The sequence below is a fragment of the Aquamicrobium terrae genome, from assembly GCF_052978165.1.
Genome location: NZ_JBRKLZ010000001.1, coordinates 2,562,091 through 2,585,282, shown reverse-complemented (window position 1 = coordinate 2,585,282; position 23,192 = coordinate 2,562,091). Strand labels below are relative to the sequence as shown.

The following is a 23,192-nucleotide window of genomic DNA, read 5'->3' as shown; positions in this document are numbered from 1 at the left end:
GTGAGTTGCCGGCTTCGGGCGGCGTGAGGCGAGGTCACGTAGGCGGTTGCAGGAAGCGATCGCGTGCCGGCCGGAATCCTTCGGCTCCGCAAGCTGTGCCCGAAGCCTCGCAAGGCCGCACGCCCGGCGCCTTTCATCTTTTGGCGTATATGGACTGCCCCCTTTGTGTGGCGTGCGCCGATCCACTTTCTCGGACATGCTGGCTGCCGGCAGCGTCGTGCGACTGCCGGCGACCATGCAATCGACAGATGGACCGGAGGCCCGGCGTGAACGTTCTTCCCGACATTTTCATCGAAAAGGTGAACCGCGCGCAGCAAGACCTCGTCATTTTCGCGGTCATGCGAAACGAGTCGCTGCGGCTGCATGCCTGGCTGCGCCACTATCGGGACATCGGCGTCAGGCAATTCGCTATCGTCGACAACGGCTCGACGGACGCCACGTGGGATATATTGGCCGCGCAGGATGACGTCGTCTTCACCCGGATCGACGGCGGCTACGCCCAGTCCAATTTCGGTGTCGACTGGGCCCATGAATTTCACGACAGGATTTCACCCGGCACCTGGGTGCTGTTCGCGGACTGCGACGAATTGCTGGTCTACCGGGGCTGGCCGCAATCGCCGTTGTCGGCGGTTCTGGACAAGGTGCGCCGGCAGAACCGCAACGCCATCTACGCCTTCATGCTCGACATGTATCCTCGCGGCCCGCTGGAAACGGCATGGCTGGAGGAAGATTCCGATATTTTCCAGGTCTCGCCCTGCTTCGACCTCGACTATATCTTCCGGTTCCGCCCGCAAAAGCCGTGGGGGAAAACCGGGGCGGCGCTGGAGATCGTCGGCGGGCCACGGGTGCGGATCCTTTCGTCCTTCGAGAAGGAGGCCCGCAGCACATGGGTCGACTATTGGCTTTGCGGCCAGATGGATCGGATATTGCCCCATGTGCCCGACAGCCTCGTGGCCACGGTCGTGCGCAGCATGCCGCGCCAGATGCCGTGCCTGTCCAAGGTTCCGCTCGTCCTGACGGGATCGGGATTCAGATATACGAATGCACATGGCGGCACGGGCGGCCACCTGCACGGCGAGAACATGGTTCTTTGCCACTTCAAGTTCCTCGCCGATTTCGCCAGACGGGTGAATGAGGAAGCCGCGCGAAAGGAGCACTATCGGCGGGGGACGGAATATATCCTCTATGCCGACACCATCCGCCGGCGCGGCCATCTCGACCTGAGCTATGAGCGCAGCACCGAATTCAAAGGCGCGGAACAGCTTGTCGAACTCGGACTCATCCGGGACATCACCCCCTGGTGCGCCCAGGCGCCGTCGCCCGCCTTGATCGAGGCCGCGGCGCGGAAACGCCCCGAGCGTGTTCCCGACGGACTGGCATCCTGAGCCGGAAGACATCCGGAACGACGACGGTCAGGGATTTTCAGCCGCGCGAGGCCAGCCGTTCGACTTCGCGCCACAGGGCATCGGCTGTCCGCCTCCAGGTGTAGCGCGCCGCCATGGCCTGTCCGCGCGCCACCATCTCTTCCCGCAACCGGGGATCGCGCTCGAAGCGCAAAATGGCTTCGGCCCAGTCACCGGGAGAGTCCGCGTCGGCATAAACCACGTCGTCGCCCAGCACCTCCGGCATGCTGCCCAATGCACAGGTGATGACCGGGGCGCCGGAATTCAGCGCCTCGAGCTGGGTCATGGCGAAGCCCTCCGTTCGCGCCGGCTGAACGAAGACGAGGGCATTCTGGTAGAGCGCGCGCAGATCCGCGTCACTCACGCCCGAGACGACCACCAGCCTGTCTCCGACTTCCTGCACCGCACCGACGGCCTTGCGCAGGTCGGCCCTTGCAATGACCGCGAGCTTGAGCCGGCTTTCCCCCATGCGCGCGAAGGCCCGGTAGATGACCTCGACATTCTTGTAGGGGAATGCGCTGCCGAGCATCAGCACATAGCCCTGCGGCGACAGGCCGAAACGTGCGAGAACCGAAGCATCCGGCGCGACCCGCACTATATGGTCGGCGCCGTTGTGAATGACCGCAATCTTCGAGGCCGGGGCGATGCCGAAGCGCTGGAGCATCTGGCTCGAGAACTCGGAGACGGTGACGACGCGGCGCGACATGCACCCGGCCACGCGCATCAGGGGCCGGTGCGTGAACAATTCGCCGGACGGGTAGGATTCCGGATAGAGAAACATCTGCGCGTCGTGCACATAGGTGAGCGCGCGCGGATGATACAGGGGTGCGACATTGGCGAAATTGACCAGCGTTCCCGTCCATGCCAGCAATCCCAGGTCGACCGGCTCCCAGAACTTGCCGCCGAGGAGATTGCGGCGGCGGATGCGGATCGCCTCGAGCGGCAGCGAGCGCGTGGCGTCGCTCGGGCACAGCACCTCGATCGACGCACCCGCAAACCTCGCGTCGCCGGCGCGGATCGCCGCGTCCCATGCGGCCAGAACCTCCTCGGCCACGCGCGAGGTTCCGGTGATCGGCCCGCGCAGGAAGCGGCCGTTGACATAGACCTTGCCCGGTTTGTCGTCCTTGCCCATCCCACAGTCCCCCAATGGTTGCGCGCACCATCCCGGCCTCATCCAGAAACGGTAGGCCATTGCCTCATGATGCGTTTGACTCGTCAATGATTTCGGATTGAGAATTTGCCGGACACCGTTCAGGGGCTGGAAGCAGCGGGAGGCAAGGGTGGAGAAGCGGAGCCTGGCCATCTTCTTCTTCGCGGGCTGTTTCAGCGCCGTGACCGACGGCTGCCATGTGCGCGCCTGCCAGGGCGTGGAAATGTTGCTTGCCCTGGGCTGGCGGGTGGTCGTCTATTCCTATCGCAACCATCACCAATGGCCCTGGAACCCGAAAGGCATCGAAGCGTTCCGCACCCGCTTTCCGGGCGCCGAGCTGGTGCTCGACGACTGGAGCCGGAAGCTCGCCATCGTCCAGAAGTTCAAGGGCCTGATCTCCTATCTCGGCGGCAGGCCCGCGGCCCGTGCCCTGCGCACCCATCTGCCGGGGCTGACGCCGGAGTTCGACCGGCTGCTGCGCGATCCCGATCTGAAGCTGGCGCTGGTCAGCTATCCGTGGGGCATGTCCCATCTCAACGGCTCTCCCGGTCCGCACATCATCGTCGACACCCATGATCTGGCCGCACTGGAACGGATACAGGACGACCCTCCCGGCCGGCCCGGGCCAAGATCGATCCTCACCCTCAAGCGCGAGCTTTTCTACCTCGGCGAGGTCGACGAGATATGGTCGACCTCCTACAGCGAAGGCCTGTTCCTGAAATCGCTGCTCGAACGCGATCGCGTGCGCATCGTGCCGCCTGCCTTGCAGGGCTGGAGCGACCCCCGGCCCGCCGGCGTCGCGCCCACATATGACCTGGTTTTCGTGGGCTCCAACAACAGATGGAACCCGAGCGCGATCAGCGGCTTCCTGAATTCCTACGCCGGCTGGGGGCTGCCGCTGAAAATCGCCATTGCCGGCAGCGTCTGCCGCGACAAGCGGGTTGCCGCGGCAAGCGGGGCCGAACTGCTCGGCTTCGTCGATGACCTGAACCTTCTCTATGCCAGCACCCGGGCGGTGATCTGCCCCGTCGAGGGGACGGGCACCAAGATCAAGATCATCGAGGCACTGTCGGCCGGCCGGCCGGTGTTCGCCGCGCCGGGCGCCTTCACCGGCCTGTTGCCCGGCTACGAAGACTGCGTCTTTCCCCTGACCCGGGAAAGCGTCGCCGCCGTCCTCGGCGACTCCAGGGCGCTGGCGGCGGCCCAGGTGGAGGCGCTGCGCTATGCGCGGGCCTACAGCTTCGAGCATGTGGTGGCCGAAACGAGATCGGGGCTTGCCGGCGCCGCCGAAACATTCGTCGCCAGCCCATCCGCCCTTGCCATGAGTTCCAGATAGCGCCGGGCCGAGTCTGCCCAGGAGAACCGCTTGGCCTGCACGCGGCCACGCGCGACCATGGTGTCGCGCAACCGCGCATCGCCCGCCAGGCGCATGAAATGGTCGAACCAGATGTCAGCCCGGTCCGGCGGCGCGTAGAGCACGGCATCGCCGCCGATCTCGGGCAGGCTGGCGCGGTCGGACGCCACCACCGGGCAGCCGCGGACCATGGCCTCCAGCATCGGCAGGCCGAACCCTTCGACGAAGGAAGGAAAGGCAAGGCACAGGCTGTCCTCAAGCAGGGCGGCAAGCTCGTCGTCCGAAATCCTGCCCAGCCACTCGACATTCGATGCCGCCCGCTCCTCCACCGCGCCGAAGACCCGCCCATCGGAGAGCCCGGCCACGGCCACCCGCAGGCCAGCGGCGGCGAGCCGGTCGCTCATGGAGAGGATCAGGCCGATGTTCTTGTGCGGGGCACGGCTGCCCAGAAGCACGACGGTGCGGGGGCCGGCGACGGCCCGCGTGCGCGGCGAGTGGCGCGGCGTCCAGCGCAGCGCATGCTCGTAGCCGTCCGGGGCGACGGTGATCTTGCCCGCCCCGCACAGGCCGTAGCGCACCAGCTCCGCCGCGGAATGATCCGACACGGTGGCGACATGCCGCACCGTCCGGCCGAGCGCCGGGATCAGGGTGCGGTAGAGGAGCCGGAACGGCAGCGAATAGCTTTGCGGATAAGCGCGCGTGTTGAGGTCGTGGACGCACAGGATCTGCTTCCTCACCGCCAGCGGGCCGCTGTTGCAGAGGCTGGCGAGGCCGCCCCTGACATGCGCCGGAAGCACGGTCTGTTCCCAGCCATGCCCACCGAAATTGCCGACCGAGCGGCTGCGGATCGCCACAAGAGCGAGATCGTCCTTTGCCTCCGGTGGCATCAGAAGCTCGACCCTCAGGGCATGAGCGAGAGGACCGCCCGCGGCGATGAGGGCATCCAGCGCCTGCACCACTTCACGCGCATAGCGTTGCACGCCGGTGACCGGCTGGGCCAGGAAGCGGCCGTTGATCGCCCAATGCCGCGCCGCGTGTGCCATCATGCCGAACGGCGCAGCAGGCGGCGAAGGGGCAGCCGGGGCAGGCGGCGCGCATGCATCAACAGAACGCCCAGCAGCGGCGCATTGGCGATACGCAGGGTACGGGCAAGATCGGCCAGCGAATCGAGCGGCGTGCGATCTCCCTCGGCGACGACCACCACCCCATCCAGAAGCGAACAGACCAGCAGGCCATCGGCCCCGAACTCATAGGCCGGAAGGTCGAATATGACGACCTTGTAGCCGTCCAGCTTCTTGAGCAGGGCCTGCATGTTGGCAGGCAAGGCAAGTGTGGCCGGCCCGCGTTCCGCGTTCGGCAGGAAATCGAACAGCGCCGGCGCGACGGTCCCGATCTCGCAGGCGGCGGAGCCGTGTTCATGGAGACCATCGTCCGTGTCGGCGCGGGCAAACCTTCCCCCGAACGCATGGGTCAATGTGAAACGGGGGTCCATGTCGACGAGCAGGGTCGGCACGCCCGAGGCGGCATAGAGGGCGGCCAGGTTGCTGGCCACCGCGCTCTTGTTCCCGCCCGCAGGCGCAGAGGTGATGCCGATGCACAGCCTGGATTTTCCGGCATCGGCAAGGCTGATGACAGCCCTTGCGCTCCGGAGATTGGCGCTGAACGGCGAGTGCGGGTCCCTGACCACTTCGTCATAGACGCCGGGGCCCTTGCGGGAGACGGCCGGCGGCAATTCGCCGATGCAGACCAGCCCCAGCTGCTCGCCGATCTGACGCGGCGTGCGCAGGGTGCGGTCCAGGCTGTGGCGGACGAAGGCAAGGCCGACGCCCAGCATCAGCCCGGCAAAGGCGCCGAAGATCAGCGTCAAGCGCTTGCGGGGCTGGCTTTGCACGTTCGGCTGCACGGCCGTAGTGATGACGCGTGAATTGGCGATCAGGAACGGCTGCTGGTTGACCGCGCCGGCATAGGCCGAAAGCAGGCTCTCATACATCTTGCGATAGGTTTCGGCCTGCACCTCGAGCTGTTCCAGCGTCGGCGCGTCGGCATGCCTGCCGTCGGCAGCGGAGGCGTCATCCGGCTTGTCGATGCGATAGTCGTAAGTGGCGCGGAATTCCTGGGCGATCTGGGTCGCCTTGTTCATCTGGGCGCCGGCTTCGTCGATGCGCTTTTCCAGCCAGACGACGCCTTCCCGTGCCGCGACCGCCCGGGTTTCCATCTGCTCGCGCACGAAGGCATCGGCCGTGGCGTTGGCGATGCGCGCGGCCAATGCCGGGTCCTGCGACTTGAAATAGATATCGATGGCGTAGGAAACGCCGACGCGCTGGACGTCAAGGCTCCGGGAAAAGATGTCGGCCGCCCGTTGCTTCAGGGCCGCCTCCGTCTGGTCGGCATCTGCCTCCTCGACGGAGGCCGGCACATTCGGCTTTCCGGAAAGCAGCGCCCGGAGCCGCGCAACCCTCTCGCCGAGGCCGGGGCCGCCCGTGTCCCTGAAGGCCTCATCGTGGGCCAGGCCGAGTTCCTCGACCACCATCATGGCAATCTTCTGCGAGCGCAGCAGCGCGAGCTGGCTCTCGATCTGGGCCGTATCCAGCGACAGGCTCACCTCGACCATCTGCTGCTGCATGAACTGCGGCAGCTTGGGCTCGATCAGGATCTGGGTGCGCGCCGTGAAAATCCGGTCCGAGGTCGCAAGATAGAGGCTCGCGCCGACGATGCCCACCAGCGCCCACAGCAGGATCGAAACGACGTACCGGCTGAAGAAGGCCAGGATATCCGACAGGTTGATGAATTCCGCGGAGGCGCCGGAACCACGCCAATCGGGTCGTGCCGCCGCCGCTGCCCACTGGCGCTCTAGCATGGCTGCAATCTCCAGCTACCGGCCAGCAAGAATCGCGAAGGCCGGATTCCATCGAAAACGACATACATGGCGTTGCAAGAATTGCCCCCTGCTGTGCCTGCCCTGCCTGCCAGAGTAGCGCTCCCCCACCGGCGCGAAAACACGACCAATCGAGGTAGGCGGCGGGCAAAGGCGGCTGCCCGCCGGGACATGGCCTGCCGCCGGTTTCAGGCAATGACGCGCAGCGCCGGACGGGCAGGCTCGGCCGGCTCGGCGACGGCAGCCACGCCCGGAACGGCGAGCGAATGGACGACGGCGCCTTCGGTCTTGTCGAGATACTGCATCAGCGCCGTCACCAGATGGTAGAAGATGCTGGCCGGCACTTCGCCCGCCACCGCCTTGCCCCGCTCGTCGATGCGGTCGATCCAGAAGCCGGTGGGCGCCGGGTCGATGTGCCAGCGGAACAGCCGGCCGACGCGCGCCTCGATCTCCGGCTTGAGGTCGGGGCCTTCCGGACGGTCGAGCGCGATCGCCGCCTTGATCGCCTCGGCCTGCGGCCAGCTCCGGGAGATCAGGTCGAGCGGCAACCCGTCCCGCGACACCGCGCCATAGGCGAGACCCGTGGCGCGGTTCAGCCCATTGGCCACCGCCGAGGAATAGAGCTTGCGCGCGAACGGAATGAGGTCGGACTGCTTGGTGCGGGCGGCGAACTCGACGAGCAGCGAAGCCCACTCGAAATGATGGCCGGGTTCCGTCCACACACCCTGCCCGCCCGGTGCCGGTTTCCATTCATTGTCGAAATATTCGCCGAGCGTCCAGCTTTCGGGATCGAAGAAATGCGTCCTGAACAGGTCGACGATGCGGGCCGCGCGGCGCAGATAGCTGCGCGCGCCGGTGACCTCGTGCCAGGCCAGGAATGCCTCCAGCAGATGCATGTGCGGATTGGAGCGCCGCAATTCGGTGCCGTCGCAGGTTTCGAGGAAGCCGGTCAGCCGCTCGTCCTCGAGCCAGGTTTCGACGAAGGCCATGGCCTCCTCGCCCCGCGCCAGCGCGTCGGGATTGCCGGCGCGGTGGGCATAGGCGAGCGCCAGAAGCACGCAGGCATGGTCATAGGCATCCTCGCACGGATCGGCGATGGAGCCGTCGACATTGAGGGTGCGCGCCCAGCCGCCGCGCTTGGTGCGGCCTTTTTCCATGAAGGCGATGCCATGGGCGATCAGGTCGTCGGCCGGCCCGTCCCACCCGCGCAGCTTGGCGACCGAATAGGCATAGACCTGCCGCGCCATGGTGCGCATGCGCTTCGGCTTGCAAAGCGGCGTGCCGTCGAAGGCGAAGGCTTCGTGGAAGCCGCCATGGCGCTCGTCGACCCCGGCCGTCGACCAGCGCGGCAGCGTTTCCTCGAACAGCCAGTGCGCCACGCGCTGGCGCCAGGCGCCGGGCAGCACCACGCGGTCATGGGCGGGCGTGAACTTGACCTCCAGCCGGCCCCATTTCTCGAGCTGCTCCACGACATGCTTGACGTTCTGGCTCTCGGCCACCGGGGCGACGAAGGTGGCGTCGTCGGTGGCCACCACCGCCACGTCCTTGAGGCCCACGACCGACAGCAGCCGGCCGCCGCTGCGCAGATAGGAGCGCTCGCAATCGATGGCGACGACGTCGCCGATCACCACATTGCCGCGCTCGTCGGTGCGGCTGGCCTCGAGCAGCGATTGCCAGGACCCCAGGTCGCTCCAGCGGAAGCGCGCCGGCACCATGGCGATGTTGCACAGATGCTCCATGATCGCATAGTCGACCGAGATCGAGGGGATCGACGCATAGGAATCGAGCGGCAGGTAGATGCCGGACAGGTCGCGCGCGGCAGTGTCGAGCGCCCGCTCAGCCTGAAGCCAGATGTCGCGATGATGGTTGAGGAAGGCCGCGCGGATGACCGCCGCCCGAAACAGGAAGATGCCGGTGTTCCAGAAGAAATCGGATGTCGCGAGGTAACGGCTTGCCGTTTCGGCATCGGGCTTCTCGACGAAGCGGACCACGCGGCGCACGCCCGCCCCCTGCTGGTCCTGTTCGGCCAGGTCGTCGCCCGCCTCGATGTAGCCATAGCCGGTTTCGGGGCGCGTGGGCTTCATGCCGAACACCACCACCTGTCCGGCTTTCGCCGCCGGCACGCCGGCCTCCACGCTGTCCCAGAACTGGCGGTCGGTGGTGATGGCATGGTCGGACGGCACGATGAGCACGATGCCGTCGCCGTGGCTGTTGAGGGTGTGCAGGGCGGCGATCGCCACAGCCGCCGCGGTGTTGCGCCCGACGGGCTCGAAGATCGCTCCGCCGCCGCTATAGTCGAAACCGGCAAGGTCGGTGCGGATGCGCTCGGCGTTGCGTTCGGCGGCGATGATGTGGACCGGGGTCTGCCCCTCTTCACGCGCCTTCAGGCGGCGCACCGTCTTCACCAGCATGGAGCCGTCGCCGGACAGATCGTGGAACTGCTTGGGATTGTCCTCCCGCGAAAGCGGCCACAAACGCGACCCGACCCCGCCACTCATCACGAAACACGAAATGCGCTCGGCCATGATCAGCCACCCCCGTTTATCCGTCCCTTTCGATTGAGCATTCGCAACCGCCCGATACCCGGCTTGTCCCCGAAAGCGGCATCCGTCGGCCCGTGCACAGACACCGACCTGCCCTGTTCGAGAGGATGCGAACCGGCCCCAAGACCGGACCATAGGCGATGTCGCAGACGCGCCCGATTAATCCAGGTTAACGATTGCCAGAAGGTGTTATAGGATCGACGGAAGGCTTAGCCACGGGTATAACGAACAGGGTTGACGCCCTGTGGCGCCTTACGCCGCCCGGCGCTCGCCTTGCGCGTCCTCGCCATCGGCCGCCAGCTTGACGAAGGCCTTGATCGGCAGATGGTCCGACGCGACCCGCGCCAGCGGCGTGTCGTGCGCCATCACCGGCGAGACGATATCCGTGCGGTTGGCGATGATGCGGTCCAGCGCCAGCAGCGGCAGGCGCGATGGGAAGCTCGGCACCGCGGGCGGCAACGGCCCGAAGGCCGCCTCGAACATGGCGAGCGCCGAACGGTCGTTGAGGCGCCATTCGTTGAGGTCGCCCATCAACAGGGTCGGTGTCTCGGCGCTGGCATTCATGATGTCGAGGATCATGCGGGCCTGAAGGGTGCGCGAATGGCGCAGAAGGCCGAAATGGGCGGCCACGATCCTGATGCTGCCGCCGGCCTCCAGATCGATCTCGGTCATGATGGCGCCGCGCGGCTCCAGCCCCGGCAGCTTGAACTGGTGCACGTCGCGCACCGCGCCACGCCGGAACAGCACCACATTGCCATGCCAGCCATGCGCCTTGGCCTTGCCGAAGACGGGCACCAGCGTCAGCCCCGCCTCGCGCTCCAGCCGCGTCAGGTCGAGCAGCCCTTCCCGGTTGCCGAAGCGCTTGTCGGCCTCCTGCAGGGCGATGACGTCCGCCCCGATCTCATGGATGACCCGGCTGGTGCGCTCCGGATCGAAGCGCCCGTCGGTGCCGACGCATTTGTGGACATTGTAGGAAGCCACGACAAGGCCGGACTGGCCGCCATGCTCCACCGCCGGCACATGCCCCGCATGGTTCCGGCGCATGCGAATCCGCTCCAGGATGCTGGCGGGAAGTCCGCTGCCAAGCTTCTGCATGTTCCTTGCCGTCTCCCTGTGGACTGCGCAGGCTGGAGCTGCGGGTGCGAGTCGGGACTTTTCCCTAAGTTAGGGAAGCGCGAATCACGACGCAACGCCCAAACAGCTTAAGGTCTTTCCTGTCAAAGATATGACCTTCGGCACCCCGGCGCTTCAAAGATAGGGCGAACCGAGCCACAGGATGCGATCCACCAGCCGTACGGGGAACGAGCGGACGCGCAGGCCGGCCAGCGTCACCGGCGTCGCCTTTTCGACGATGGCGGCGATGCGCGCGTCGATCTCACCGGCGATGCGGGCGTCGAGCACCTCCAGGTCGATCTCGAAATTCAGCCTGAGCGAACGCGGATCGAGATTGGAGGAGCCGACAAAGGCCCAGGTGCCGTCGATGGCCAAAAGCTTGGAGTGGTCGAACGGGCCCTCGGCCCGCCAGACCCGGCAGTAGCTGCGCAGAACCTGGTCGAACTGGGCCGTCATCGCCCGGTCGACGAGCACCAGATTGTTGGCGGCCGGCACGACGATGTCGATGTCGACGCCGCGCCGCGCCGCGGTGGTCAACGCGCTGATCAGCTCGCGGTCGGGCAGGAAATAGGGCGACATGATGCGGATGGAGCGCCGCGCGACCGAAAAGGCTCCCATCAACATCTTGTGGTTGGTTTCCAGGCTCGCATCCGGCCCCGAAGGCAAGACGCGCATGAAGACGGGCGCGCCGGGCTCCACCGCCGCAGGCTCGATCTGCCAGGCCTCGCCGGCCAGCCGCTCGTCCGTCGCGAAGAACCAGTCCTCGGCCGCGATGGCGAAGATGTCGGCGACCACCGGACCCCTTATGCAGAAATGCGTGTCCCTGGCGCTGGCCGTGCCGGCGAACTCGGCGGTGAAGCCCTGCCTGATGTTCATGCCGCCGGCAAAGGCGACCGCGCCATCCACCACAACGATCTTCCTGTGGGTGCGCAGATTGGCGTAAGGCAGGCGCAGGCCGACGATGATTCGGCCGTTGAAGACGTCGGCTGGAACGCCGCCATCGCGCAGATAGCGGACGATGCTGGGCACCGAATAGCGGGCGCCCACCGCATCGATCAGCACGCGCACGACGACGCCACGCTTGACCGCCGCGATCAGCGCATCGGCGAAGCGCAATCCGATGGGGTCACGGTCGAAGATATAGGTTTCGAGGATGATGCTGCGGCGCGCGCCGGCAATCGCCCCAATCATGGCCGAATAGGCTTCGTCGCCGCTTTTCAGCATGTCGATGGAGTTGCCGGCGGTCATGCTGTGGTGCGTGAGCCGGTCGCCCACGCTCTTCAGGGCCGCGAAACGCCGCCCGTAGCGGTCGGCGATCATTTCATCGGTCACGTCCGCGCCCGGGTGCACCGGCTTCTCGTGCCCGGCCGCCGAGCGTTCGGCGGCGAGCGTATCGCGCCGGATGCGGTTGATGCCGGCCACCGCATAGATCAGCGCGCCGACGATGGGCGACAGGATGATGACGCCGACCCAGCCGATGGCCGAGCGCACCTCGTCCTTGGTCATGGCCGCATGCACGCCGGCAACGGCGGCGACCAGCACCGAGATGACGGCAAGAATATGCGGCCAATAGGCCAGCAAGAGGTCCCACATGGGCAAAGCGACTCCGGCAACCCTGCACTGGCAAGAACCTAGAGCATGAGCCGGGAAAGTGGAAACGGGTCCGATGGCCGAATCCGGCCGGTCATGGCGAGACGCCGCGAATGCGGAAGGCGGACCCGCCTCATCCACGGCCTGGCATTGTACTGCCGTGGCAAATCGCGTCGCCGATCCGCTATCCTCGTTCTAGAATGAGCAGCGAAGCTTCCCATCGAGGCGCTTCCCACACCGTGTCAGGAGATCGAAAGATGAAAGCCAAACTCGTCGCCAGCACAATGCTCGCTGCTTCCCTGCTTGCGGCAAACATCGCCGAAGCCTGCACGCGCGTGGTCTATCACGGCCCCGACGGCCGCTACCTGACCGGCCGCTCCATGGACTGGCGCGACAAGATGATCTCCAATCTGTGGGTGCTTCCGCGCGGCATGCAGCGCAACGGCGCGGCCGGTCCCAATTCGGCGCAATGGTCCTCGCGCTATGGCAGTGTGATCGTGTCGGGCTACGACATCTCGACCACGGACGGCATGAACGAGGCCGGGCTGGTCGCCAATATGCTGTGGCTGGTCAATGCCCAATATCCCGAGGACGATGGCAAGACACCACGCATCTCCCTGTCGATCTGGGCGCAATACTTCCTCGACCAGTTCGCGACCGTCGCCGAGGCGGTCGAACATGCGCGGACCACGCCGCTGCATCCTGCGACGGGCGAAGTGCCCGGCCAGCCCGGCAAGCTGACCACGCTGCATCTGTCGCTCTCGGACGCGACCGGCGACAGCGCCATTTTCGAATGGATCGACGGCAGGCTGGATATCCACCACAGCCGCGACTATCAGGTGATGACCAACGAGCCGCGTTTCGAGGACCAGCTCGCCATCACCCGCTACTGGGGCAAGATCCCCGGCAACGTGTTCCTGCCGGGCACCAGCCGCGCCGAGGATCGCTTCGCCCGCGCCAGCTTCCTCATCAACGCCATTCCCAAGACCGACGATACGCGCGAGGCGGCCGCCGCCGTGTTCAGCGTCATCCGCAATGCCTCGGCGCCATGGGGCATCTCGATCGACAATCAGCCCAACCTGTCCACCACGCGCTGGCGCACCGTGGCCGACCACAAGGACAAGCTCTACTATTTCGAGTCCGTCTATTCGCCGAACGTCTTCTGGGTCGACCTCAAGAAGCTCGATTTCGGCGAGGCAAGCGAAGTCCGCAAGCTGGATCTCGGCCCGGACCAGCGCCACATTTTCAGCGGCGAGGTCTCGGGCGCGTTCGTGGCAGCCGAGCCATTCGCCTTCGAACCGGCCGAATGACAAGGCAAGGGGCGCTTCCCCGGAAGCGCCCCTTGCTTCTTTTTTCAGTTCCGTCCAGCGCGGCCCTTCCTATTCGGCGCTGTCCGGGGCCGGGATCGAGCCCGCCGGGCCGGAATGCATGATCTCGTCATTCTCCGGTCCGTCGACGATCAGGTAGCCCGCCAGTCCGCGCTCGGCCCGCGACAGGGCATGATCGACCAGCACATAGTGCCCGCCGCGGTCGATCTTGAAGTCGACGATGGTGGCGCCGCCCGGCGGAACGGTCACCGTCTGGACGCCGGTGAGCGGCGGCGAGGTGACGCTGCCCAGCGTGTAGACATGGTCGAAGATCTCGCCGATCACATGGAAGGACGAGGTAAAGTTCGGCCCGCCGACACCGAAGTAGATGCGCACCGTCTCGCCCGCGCTGGCATAAAGCGGATGGGTCTTGGTGAGCGCGCCGACCGAACCGTTGAAGAGGAAATATTCCGGCTGCTCGGACAGCAGCTTGTCATAGTCCATCTCCATCTCGCCCTTGGTGCCGAACGGTTCGACCGTGTAGATTTCGCCCTGCATGACGTAGAACTCGCGGTCGACCTGCGGCAGCCCGCCTTCCGGCTCGACGAGGATCAACCCATACATGCCGCTGGTGATGTGGTGGGCGACGCTGGGCGTCGCGCAATGATAGACAAAGATGCCGGGCTTCAAGGCCTGGAAGGTCACCACCGCCTCCTCGCCGGGCGCGATCTGGGTGAAGTCGGCACCGCCGCCCGGACCGGTCGCGGCATGGAAATCCACCGAATGGGGCATGACGCTGTCGGCGGCGTTCTTGATGTGGACCTCGACCGTATCGCCGACCCGCACCCTCAGGAACGGCCCCGGCACCTTGCTGTTGAAGGTCCAGTAGACATAGGTGGTGCCGTCGTCGAGGCGGCCCGTCAGTTCCACCGTCTCCAGGTCGACGCGCACCACCTGCGGCGCACGCTGGCCGATGGGGCCGGGCAGGTCGGCGGGATCGCGCACGATGTCGGCGGCATTGGTGTCCATTTCGCTGCGCGGGCCGGGCATGACGTGGACCAGCCCTTCCATGCCCGCTTCCCGGTGGCCGGCGATGGAGCAGAAATAGGCGAACTCACCCACCTTGGTGGCGATGAAGGAGAAGGTGGACGAGGCGTTCTTGCCGACGACGATGGAGGATCGCGCCGCATACTGGTCGATCACCACGTCGTGCTCGGCACCCTCGCCGTTGATGAGGTTGATCTGCACCAGTTCGCCCTCATGCACCATGAGGGTGGGGTTGATCTCGCCGTCGATGTCGCCGCCGACGCCGAGATAGACCATGCGCCCGCCGGCGATGCCGGTCCTGAGCGTGAAAATCGTCGGACTGTGGTAGCTGACCACCGGAGCGGCGCTCGAACCGCCGGACGACGCATCGGCATCCGGTGCGGGCGTGGTCTGGGCCGGTGCCGGCTCCGACTGGGCAGGCTGGGGCTGCGCGGTATCCGCCTGCGCGGTTCCCGCGCCCGCGCCGTGATTGTGGGTCTGGGCCAGGGTCGGCGACCAGAGCATGATCGAAAGCAGCGCCGCCATGATGGCGAGGAGCCGGGCCGGCATGCGCCGTTTCGCCCGGTCCCGCGCCGAATGCGTTGCTGAAGTCGTAAGTGGTCGGGCACCAAGCATGCCCGGTCCAGCTTTCCTTGTCTTGTTCATCGTAGGTATCCTCTCCTTTTTCCATAGTGCGATGGAAAACAGAACAGGACAAGATTGAGGCCGTTACTTCACGGCAGCACAAGCCTCCGCCACGGCATGATCCAGAATGACGCGTGCCTTTTCAAGGGCTTCGGCCTCGGTTGCCGCGATCGCCACCGGATAGGGAGAGGCCTTGGCACGGCCGGGCAGAGCACGCTCCATCGACCCGCGTTCTTCCTCGTCCTCGATGACATGGACGGTGCCGGCCACCAGCCGGGCAAGCTCCGCCTTGCGCGTCTTCATCCACAGGATCATCGGCTTGCCGGCCGGCGGCAGCGGCCGGTCGCCGTCCGTGACGATGATCGCCATAAGCCGGCCGCGCGCCAGAAGCGCATCATATTCACCGGTCCAGTCATGACCGTCCTGTTCGGTTTCGAGCTTGCCGACGCCCAGATAGACGTCCGGCTCCAGTTCGCGGAAGAATTTCATTTCAGGTCTCCTTGATAGATCAGGCTTCATCGATGACGGTCACGGCACGCCGGGCCGCATTGCGGCGCGTGGCGACGGCGAGAATGGCGGCGGCGATCAGGCCGCAAAGGCCGGCAATAGCGGCCGCGACCGCGAACCCGTTCGCGAAGGATGACGCCAGCAGATCGCGAAAGGCATCGGGCGCCATGTCGAGCCCGGCGGGCATGGCGTGGCGGCGCACGGCGCTGCCGGCAAGGGCAGCCGCATCCGCGACCTCGGCCTTGCCGAAAGCGGTTGTCAGCGACGCGACGGCGCGCGCGCCCATCAGCGTGCCGAGCAAGGCAATGCCGATGGTCATGCCGCCCTGGCGCAGGGCATTCATGGTGGCCGAGGCCGTGCCGGTGCGCTCGCGCGGCGCCGCCTCCATCGCCGCTGCCCCGGTCGAGGGCACCGCCAGTCCCATGCCGATGCCCAGCAGGGCGAAGAGCGGCGCAACCACGAGATAGGAGGTGTCCGGGGTGAACGAGGCCATGGCCAGCATGGAAAGGCCAAGCAGCACATAGCCCAGCACCATCAGCCGGCGCATGCCGTAGCTCCGCGCCAGTTGGCCGAACGCCGAGGCGACCAGCGCCATGGCGGCGAACACCGGCGCCATGCGCCAGCCGGCCTGGGTGGCCGACCAGCCCTGCGCCTGCTGCAGGAACAGCGAGAACAGGAACAGGCTGCTGTAACCGGCGAAGCCGAGCACGAAGGAGGCGAAATTGACCGAGGCGAAGGCCGGCTCGCGGAACAGGTCCACCGGCAGCACCGGCCGGGCCGTGCGCATCTCGACCCCGACGAACAGCGCCAGCGCGCCTGCTGCAACCGCCAGCGCGACAAGCACCGCCGGCGCGCTCCAGCCGGCATTGCCGGCGCTGATCAGCGTATAGGTGAGCGCGCCGAGGAAGATCACGCTGAGCACCTGCCCCGCCGGATCGAGCGCGGCGTGGTCCGGGTCGGCGCTTTCGTCGATGCCGCCGAACCCGAGCAGCAGAGCAGCCGCGCCGACCGGCAGGTTGATGAGGAAGATGCTCTGCCAGCCGATATTGTCGACCAGAATGCCGCCGAGCATCGGGCCGATGATCAGCGAGATGCCGCTGAAGGACGACCAGCCGCCGATGACGTGGGCACGGGCGACCGGATCGGGGAAGGTCTGCGTCAGGATCGACAGCGCACCGGGAATGACGAAGGCGCCGGCGATGCCCTGCAGCGCGCAGCCGGCGATGAGCATGGCCAAGGTGGACGCCGAAGCGCAGATCGCCGACCCGGCCACGAACAGCGCGACGCCGGCCAGCCAGGCGCGCTTGCGGCCGTAGCGGTCGCCCACCGGCCCGGCCGACAGCATGAAGGCCGAAAGGCACAGCGCATAGGAGCCGACCACCCATTGCAGGCCGGAAAGATCGGTGCCGAGGCCGGCCTGGATGGCCGGCAGCGCAACGGTGACGATGCTGATGGCGAGCGTGGCCATGAAGGTGCCGAGATAAACGGCGGCGACAGCCATTCTTTTGCGGGAGCGGACCATGGGTGGGGCCATATTTCTTGAGCGATTCACTCATCAATAAATTATCGACCGACCGTCGGTCAATAGCAGGATTGCTTGCGAAGCCCGCCGGATATGCGATAGGCCGGCAGCAGGTCGAAACGCGATGGAGGAGTTGGGAAATGGCCGCAGCGACACGCCCGGGCGCAGCGCCGGCCGAAGCGCGGGCGCCACGCGCGCGCCGGGTGCTGCCGGCCGAGGTGCGGACGGATCATCTGATCTCGGCCGCAGCCGACCTGTTCATCGCACAGGGGCTGGAGGCGACGACCGTCGACGACATCGTTGCCCGGGCCGGTGTCGCCAAGGGCACCTTCTACCACTATTTCGCCACCAAGGCGGATGTGCTTGTGGCGCTGCGCGAACGCTTCTCGCAGGATTTCGCGGCCCGGGCCGCCGCCGCCATCGAGGCCGTGCCGGACACCGATCACCCTGCCCGCTTCAATGCCTGGCTGCGCGCCGCCGTCAGCACCTATCTCGCCAATTTCCGGCTCCACGACGTCGTGTTCCACGACTTCACCCACGACCGCCGCCGCTCGCGGGAGAAGGACATGGTCATCGGCCAGCTTGCCGCCCTGCTGGAAGCCGGGCAGGAAGCCGGCGCGTGGAACCTGCCCAATGCGCGCGCCGCCGCGCTGGTGCTGTTCGACGGCATGCACGGCGTCGTGGACGACGCCATCGCGGCCGGGCAACTGGATTCCGCACCGCTGTGCGGAATGCTGGAGCAGATGCTGGGCCGGATACTGGTTCGATAGAACCTATCGCGCGGCGGCCTGGGCTGCGTGCAAGGTGCGATAACGGCCGTCCGGGCGGGCCAGCAGTTCGGCATGGCTGCCCTGTTCGACGATGCGGCCGTTCTCCACCACCAGAATGCGATCGGCATTGGCGATGGTGGCGAGGCGGTGGGCGATGACCAGCGTGGTGCGGCCTTCCGAGAGATCGGCCAGCGACTGCTGGATCGCCCGCTCGGTCTCGGTGTCCAGCGCCGAGGTCGCCTCGTCCAGGATCAGGATCGGCGGATTCTTCAGGAAGATGCGGGCAATGGCGAGGCGCTGCTTCTGGCCGCCCGACAGCTTTACACCGCGCTCGCCGATGATCGTGTCAAGCCCGGCCGGCAGCGCGGCGATCACCTGGTCGAGCCGGGCCCGGCGTGCCGCCTCGACGATTTCGGCCTCGCTGGCCCCCAGCCGTCCGTAGGCGATGTTCTCGCGGATGGTGCCGGCGAACAGGAACACGTCCTGCTGCACGATGCCTATATGGGAGCGCAGCGACCTCAGCGTCATGTCGCGGATGTCGACGCCGTCGACCAGGATCGCCCCGGCCTCGACCTCGTAAAAGCGCGGCAGCAGCGAGCAGATCGTCGTCTTGCCGGCCCCCGAGGAGCCGACGAAGGCAATCGTCTCGCCGGCCTCGACCTTGAGGCTGAGGTCTTCGAACACCGGCCGGCCGGCGCCGTAGCCGAAGCGCACATGGCGGTACTCGATGTCGCCCTTCAGGCCGCTGGCCTCGATGGCGCCGGGGCGGTCGGCAATGTCGGGCCTTGTGTCGAGGAAGCGGGTGTAGTGCTGGAATCCGGCGATGCCCTTCGGATACATCTCGATCACCGAATTGATCAGTTGCAGCGGCTGGAAAAACACATTGACCAGCAGCAGGAAACCGACGAAGCCGCCGGGGGTGAGCTCGCCGCGCAGCACGAACCACGCGCCCACCAGCATCACCACCACCTGCACGAAGCGCATGGACAGGTAGGACAGCGACATCGAGGCCGCCATGACCTTGTAGGCCTCCAGCTTGGTGGTGAAATAGTTGCGATTGTTCTCGGCGAACAGCCGCCGCTCATGGTCCTCGTTGGCGAAGGCCTGCACCACGCGGATGCCGCCGACATTCTCCTCGATGCGGGCGTTGAATTCGGCCACGCGCCCGTAGATCGCCCGCCAGGTGCGGGTCATGCGGCCGCCATAATACATGGTGATGAAGGCCGAGGCCGGCAGGATGATGGCGGTGATCAGCGCCAGCGGCACATGCACCCACAGCATCAGCAGGAAGGCGCCGATCAGCGTCATGATGGCGATGAACACGTCCTCCGGGCCATGGTGGGCGACCTCGCCGATCTCCTCCAGATCCTTGGTCAGGCGGGCCACGAGATGGCCCGTCTTGACGTTGTCGAAGAAGCCGAAGGACAGCTTCTGCAGATGATCGAAGGCCTTGCGGCGCATCTCGGTCTCGATGCGGATGCCGAGCATGTGGCCCCAATAGGTGACAATGACGTGCAGGCCGGCGCTGACCGCATAGACGAGGAGGAGGCCTAGCGCCGCCAGCGCGATCAGGCCGAGATTGCCGGTCGGCAACAGCTTGTCGATGAACAGCGTCACCGCCATCGGAAAGGCGAGCTCCAGCAGGCCGGCCGCCACCGCGCTGCCGAAATCCAGCGCAAACAGCCGCCGGTGCGGCCGGTAATAGGCGGCAAAGCGCCTGAGCAGGTCGCGCTTGCCGGGCGACTGGTCGGCAGTCCGCAGTGCAATATCGGTCATCGCCGCATCCATCCTCGCGCTGGCGTTGATTGAGCCGGGTCTCGCCCGATCCGCATCGCATCCAGGGCGACGGGATGGCGGTGCCTGTCGATTTTTCCTCTGCCGCCGGCCTTTTCGCACCTGCCCGGCAGGGCGAAGCCGCGGCTTCCCGGGAAGCCATCCCCGAGTCGAGGCTGCGCACTATCGTCCGCCGCACATGCTTCTTCAAGCTGCTTTGAAAAATTTCGCAAAACACCCCTTGAACCTCTAGCCGCTAGAGAAACTACAACCACCGGACTGGAAGAAGGATTTGCATCATGACCCAGCCCGGAACTGCAGGCGTCAGCAAGGCGGAAGCATTCGTCTTCCGCGTCGAAGGCATGGATTGCGCCAGTTGCGCCGGCACCATCACCACCGCGCTCGGCCACCTGCCCGGCGTGTCCGAGGTTAGCGTCTCGGTGACGCGCGAGACCATGGCGCTGTCGCTCGACGCCGTGCAAACGCCCGTCGACGCCATCGAGAAGGCGGTGCGCAAGCTGGGTTTCGTCCCCACCCTGCTGGATGCGAAGGCAAAGGCCGGCCGGCCAGCCCTTGCGCACGATCACGATCATGGTCACAACCACCGCGACCATGACCATGGCCCCGCCTGCCGCCACGATCACGGCCATGAGGCGCCAGCAGCTCCGGCCAAGGCCCAAAAGCCCTGGTGGCAGAGCGTGAAGTCCCGCCATGCGGCCATCGGGCTGGTGCTGATCGCGCTGTCCTTCGCGGCCGAATTCTTCTGGCCGCGAAGCAGCCGCTACGTGTTCTCCTTCACGACGCTGGTCCTCGTCGCGCCGATTGCGCGGCGTGCGCTGGCGGCGGCGCGCATGGGCGCGCCCTTCACCATCCAGATGCTGATGAGCGTCGCCGCCATCGGCGCGCTGATCATCGGCGCGGTCGAGGAGGCGGCCGTGGTGGTGCTGCTGTTCCTGGTCGGCGAGGTGCTGGAAGGGCTGGCGGCGGCAAGGGCCCGCTCGGGCATCAAGGCGCTGGGCTCCCTCATTCCGCGCACCGCCATGGTCGAGGAAGGCGGCAGCCTGCGCGAGGTGCCGACCGACCAGCTGGCCGTCGGCCAGACTGTGGTGTGCCGGCCGGGCGACCGCATTCCCGCCGACGGCACCGTCGTGGCCGGCATGTCGAGCGTCGATGAATCGCCGATGACCGGCGAGAGCGTGCCGGTCGCCAAGCAGGAGGGCAGCGCGGTCTTCGCCGGCTCGATCAACCATGACGGCTCGCTGCGCATCCGCGTCGAGCGCGCCGCCTCCGACAACACCATCGCCCGCATCATCGCGCTGGTCGAGGACGCGCAGGAGGCGAAGGCCCCGACCGAGCGCTTCATCGACCGCTTCTCGCGCGTCTACATGCCGGTTATCGTGGCGCTGTCGGTGCTGGTGGCGGTGGTGCCGCCTCTGGCGGGCTTCGGCAGCTGGGACGAATGGATCTATCGCGGGCTCGCCCTGCTGCTCATCGGCTGCCCCTGCGCGCTGGTCATCTCGGTTCCGGCCGCCATCGCCTCCGGCCTTTCGGCCGGCGCCCGGCAGGGCATGCTGATCAAGGGCGGCGCGGTGATCGAGACGCTGGCCGGCGCGCAGACCGTCGCCTTCGACAAGACCGGCACGCTGACGCTCGGCAAGCCGAAGGTCACCGACGTGGTGGCCGCCGACGGCGACGCGGCGCGGCTCATCGCCATCGCGGCCGCGGTGGAGCGCGAATCAAGCCACCCGCTGGCCACGGCAATCGTCGACCATGCGGCGGAAAGCGCCGCGCCTGCCCTTGCCGGCGGGGACATCCGCGCGATCGCCGGCCGGGGCATGGAAGGGCGCGTCGGCGGCCAGGCCATCTTCATCGGCGCGCCGCGCTTTGCCGGCGAGGCCGGAACCGTCTCCGACGACCTGATCCGTTCCGCAACCGCGCTGGAAAGCGACGGCAAGACGGTGGCGGTGGTGATCGCGGACGGCACCGCCATCGGCCTTGTCGCCATGCGCGACGAGCCGCGCCCCGACGCGGCCGAGGGGATCGGCCGGCTGCGGCAGCTCGGCGTCGACAGCGTGATGCTCACCGGCGACAACGCCCGCACCGGCACCGCCATCGCCAGACAACTCGGCATGCAGGTGCGCGCCGAATTGCTGCCGCAGGACAAGGTCGGCGAAATCCGCAAGCTCGCCGCCGGCCGTCAGGTGGTGATGATCGGCGACGGCATCAACGACGCCCCGGCGCTCGCCGCCGCCAGTGTCGGGGTCGCCATCGGCTCGGGCACCGACGTTGCGATGGAGACCGCGGACGCCGCCCTGATGGGCAGCCGCATCAACGATGTGGCCGGCATGATCCGGCTGGCGCGCGCCACCATGCGCAACATCCGCCAGAACGTCGCCATCGCCCTCGGCCTCAAGGCGGTGTTCCTCATCACCACCGTCACCGGCCTCTCCGGCCTGTGGATCGCGGTGCTGGCCGACACCGGCGCCACCGTGCTGGTGACCCTGAACGCCATGCGCCTGCTGGCCTTCCGGCCCGGCAGGCCATGACGGATGACGGCCACGATGAGGATTTGTCAGGAGAAAAGGCGCCGATGCGTTTTTCATGAAACCCTCGCGAGCGTTACGCGTTAACCTTCTCCGATCCGGCGCGGCCGCGCCCGCTTAAAGAGGGGTTTTCTCGCAATGTTTCCGATCAGGTCCTTAGCCGTCGCCCTGTCGCTCGGCCTTTCCGCCGTTTCCGCAAGCGCGCAGGTGGTGGTGTCGTCGAAGATCGACACCGAGGGCGGCGTGCTGGGCAACATCATCCAGCTCGTGCTGAACGCCAACGACATCCAGACCAGCGACCGCATCCAGCTTGGCGGCACGCCCGTGGTGCGCAAGGCGATCCTGGCCGGCGAGATCGACATCTATCCCGAATATACCGGCAATGCCGCCTTCTTCTTCGAGAAAGCGGACGAGCCGCTGTGGAAGGACCCCAAGCAGGCCTACGAGGAAGCCAGGAAGCTCGACTACGATGCCAACAAGATCGTGTGGCTGAGCCCCTCGCCCGCCAACAACACCTGGGCGATCGCACTGCGCAAGGACGTCGCCCAGGCGAACAACCTCGCCACCCTGTCGGACTTCGGCAAATATGTCACCGATGGCGGCAAGGTGGTGCTCGCCGCCTCGGCCGAGTTCGTCAATTCCGCCGCCGCCCTGCCCGCTTTCCAGACCACCTACGGCTTCAAGCTCAACCCTGACCAGCTCATCACCCTGTCGGGCGGCGACACGGCCGCGACGATCGCGGCGGCCGCCAACCAGACCAACGGCACCAATGCGGCGATGGTCTACGGCACCGACGGCGGCATCGCGCCCTCCGGGCTCGTCGTGCTGGAAGACGACAAGCATGTGCAGCCGGTCTACCAGCCGGCCCCGGTGATCCGCGAAGAGGTGCTGAAGCAGAACCCGCAGATCGAGGAACTGCTGAAGCCGGTGTTCGAGAAGCTCGACCTCGTGACGCTTCAGGACCTCAACGGCCGCGTGCAGGTCGGCGGCGAGCCGGTCAAGGCCGTGGCCGAGGACTTCCTGAAGAAGAACGGCTTCCTGAAATAGTCCCCGGATAGTCTTTCGGGGGCG

The 23,192-nt window shown here is 66.7% G+C and carries 16 protein-coding genes; 6 read left to right on the top strand and 10 right to left on the bottom strand.

Annotation, left to right across the window (positions count from 1 at the left end):
* Positions 1 to 266 precede the first annotated feature (266 nt).
* Entirely contained in the window at positions 267 to 1,385 is a 1,119-nt protein-coding gene (locus ACVCNR_RS12710; protein WP_354194982.1) for a glycosyltransferase family 2 protein, read from the top strand.
* Between the two features lie 37 nt (positions 1,386 to 1,422).
* On the opposite strand, the gene ACVCNR_RS12705 is transcribed toward ACVCNR_RS12710, so the two are convergent.
* On the bottom strand, positions 1,423 to 2,535 hold the full coding sequence (locus tag ACVCNR_RS12705; RefSeq protein WP_354194980.1) for a glycosyltransferase family 4 protein: 1,113 nt from the start codon (positions 2,533 to 2,535) through the stop codon (positions 1,423 to 1,425).
* Positions 2,536 to 2,683: 148 nt separating this feature from the next.
* On the opposite strand from ACVCNR_RS12705, the gene ACVCNR_RS12700 reads away from it, so the two are divergent.
* On the top strand, positions 2,684 to 3,889 hold the full coding sequence (locus tag ACVCNR_RS12700; RefSeq protein WP_354194978.1) for a glycosyltransferase: 1,206 nt from the start codon (positions 2,684 to 2,686) through the stop codon (positions 3,887 to 3,889).
* Here the strand turns inward: ACVCNR_RS12700 and ACVCNR_RS12695 are convergent.
* The 5 genes from ACVCNR_RS12695 to ACVCNR_RS12675 all read right to left on the bottom strand — a co-directional run bounded on the left by ACVCNR_RS12695 (position 3,787) and on the right by ACVCNR_RS12675 (position 12,031).
* Positions 3,787 to 4,953, bottom strand: a complete 1,167-nt coding sequence (locus ACVCNR_RS12695) for a glycosyltransferase family 4 protein (protein ID WP_447075054.1) — start codon at positions 4,951 to 4,953, stop codon at positions 3,787 to 3,789. The two genes, ACVCNR_RS12700 and ACVCNR_RS12695, sit on opposite strands and share 103 nt — an antisense overlap.
* Positions 4,950 to 6,764, bottom strand: a complete 1,815-nt coding sequence (locus tag ACVCNR_RS12690) for a GumC family protein (RefSeq protein WP_447075053.1) — start codon at positions 6,762 to 6,764, stop codon at positions 4,950 to 4,952. The genes ACVCNR_RS12695 and ACVCNR_RS12690 overlap by 4 nt, the downstream gene beginning before the upstream one ends.
* A 206-nt stretch (positions 6,765 to 6,970) precedes the next feature.
* Complete coding sequence (locus tag ACVCNR_RS12685; RefSeq protein ID WP_447075052.1) at positions 6,971 to 9,307, bottom strand: AGE family epimerase/isomerase; 2,337 nt, start codon at positions 9,305 to 9,307, stop codon at positions 6,971 to 6,973.
* A 270-nt stretch (positions 9,308 to 9,577) separates the two neighbouring features.
* Positions 9,578 to 10,420, bottom strand: coding sequence for an endonuclease/exonuclease/phosphatase family protein (locus tag ACVCNR_RS12680; protein WP_435521556.1), 843 nt, complete (start codon positions 10,418 to 10,420; stop codon positions 9,578 to 9,580).
* Between the two features lie 153 nt (positions 10,421 to 10,573).
* Complete coding sequence (locus ACVCNR_RS12675) at positions 10,574 to 12,031, bottom strand: phospholipase D-like domain-containing protein (protein ID WP_447075051.1); 1,458 nt, start codon at positions 12,029 to 12,031, stop codon at positions 10,574 to 10,576.
* 254 nt (positions 12,032 to 12,285) lie between these two features.
* Here ACVCNR_RS12675 and ACVCNR_RS12670 point away from each other — a divergent pair, with 254 nt between their 5' ends.
* Entirely contained in the window at positions 12,286 to 13,338 is a 1,053-nt protein-coding gene (locus tag ACVCNR_RS12670) for a linear amide C-N hydrolase (protein WP_447075050.1), read from the top strand.
* A gap of 69 nt (positions 13,339 to 13,407) precedes the next feature.
* Here the strand turns inward: ACVCNR_RS12670 and nirK are convergent, their stop codons facing one another.
* From nirK to ACVCNR_RS12655, 3 genes are all read right to left on the bottom strand, one after another.
* Positions 13,408 to 14,931: a copper-containing nitrite reductase gene (nirK, locus tag ACVCNR_RS12665; RefSeq protein WP_354194968.1), complete on the bottom strand. Its 1,524-nt coding sequence runs from the start codon at positions 14,929 to 14,931 to the stop codon at positions 13,408 to 13,410.
* 159 nt (positions 14,932 to 15,090) lie between these two features.
* Positions 15,091 to 15,495: a hypothetical protein gene (locus ACVCNR_RS12660; protein WP_447075049.1), complete on the bottom strand. Its 405-nt coding sequence runs from the start codon at positions 15,493 to 15,495 to the stop codon at positions 15,091 to 15,093.
* 19 nt (positions 15,496 to 15,514) lie between these two features.
* Positions 15,515 to 17,014, bottom strand: a complete 1,500-nt coding sequence (locus tag ACVCNR_RS12655; protein ID WP_354194964.1) for an MFS transporter — start codon at positions 17,012 to 17,014, stop codon at positions 15,515 to 15,517.
* 161 nt (positions 17,015 to 17,175) lie between these two features.
* On the opposite strand from ACVCNR_RS12655, the gene ACVCNR_RS12650 reads away from it, so the two are divergent.
* Entirely contained in the window at positions 17,176 to 17,805 is a 630-nt protein-coding gene (locus ACVCNR_RS12650) for a TetR/AcrR family transcriptional regulator (protein WP_447075048.1), read from the top strand.
* Positions 17,806 to 17,808: 3 nt separating this feature from the next.
* Here the strand turns inward: ACVCNR_RS12650 and ACVCNR_RS12645 are convergent, their stop codons facing one another.
* The gene (locus ACVCNR_RS12645; protein WP_447075047.1) at positions 17,809 to 19,581 is read right to left on the bottom strand and encodes an ABC transporter ATP-binding protein; all 1,773 of its coding nucleotides are present in this window, start codon (positions 19,579 to 19,581) and stop codon (positions 17,809 to 17,811) included.
* Between the two features lie 296 nt (positions 19,582 to 19,877).
* Between ACVCNR_RS12645 and ACVCNR_RS12640 the strand changes: the two genes are divergently transcribed.
* Together ACVCNR_RS12640 and osmF are read left to right on the top strand one after the other, a co-directional pair.
* Positions 19,878 to 22,124 carry a heavy metal translocating P-type ATPase gene (locus tag ACVCNR_RS12640; protein ID WP_447075046.1) on the top strand — a complete coding sequence of 749 codons (2,247 nt, stop codon included), beginning with the start codon at positions 19,878 to 19,880 and terminating at the stop codon, positions 22,122 to 22,124.
* 135 nt (positions 22,125 to 22,259) lie between these two features.
* Entirely contained in the window at positions 22,260 to 23,168 is a 909-nt protein-coding gene (osmF, locus tag ACVCNR_RS12635; protein WP_447075045.1) for a glycine betaine ABC transporter substrate-binding protein OsmF, read from the top strand.
* The last annotated feature ends 24 nt before the right edge of the window (positions 23,169 to 23,192 follow it).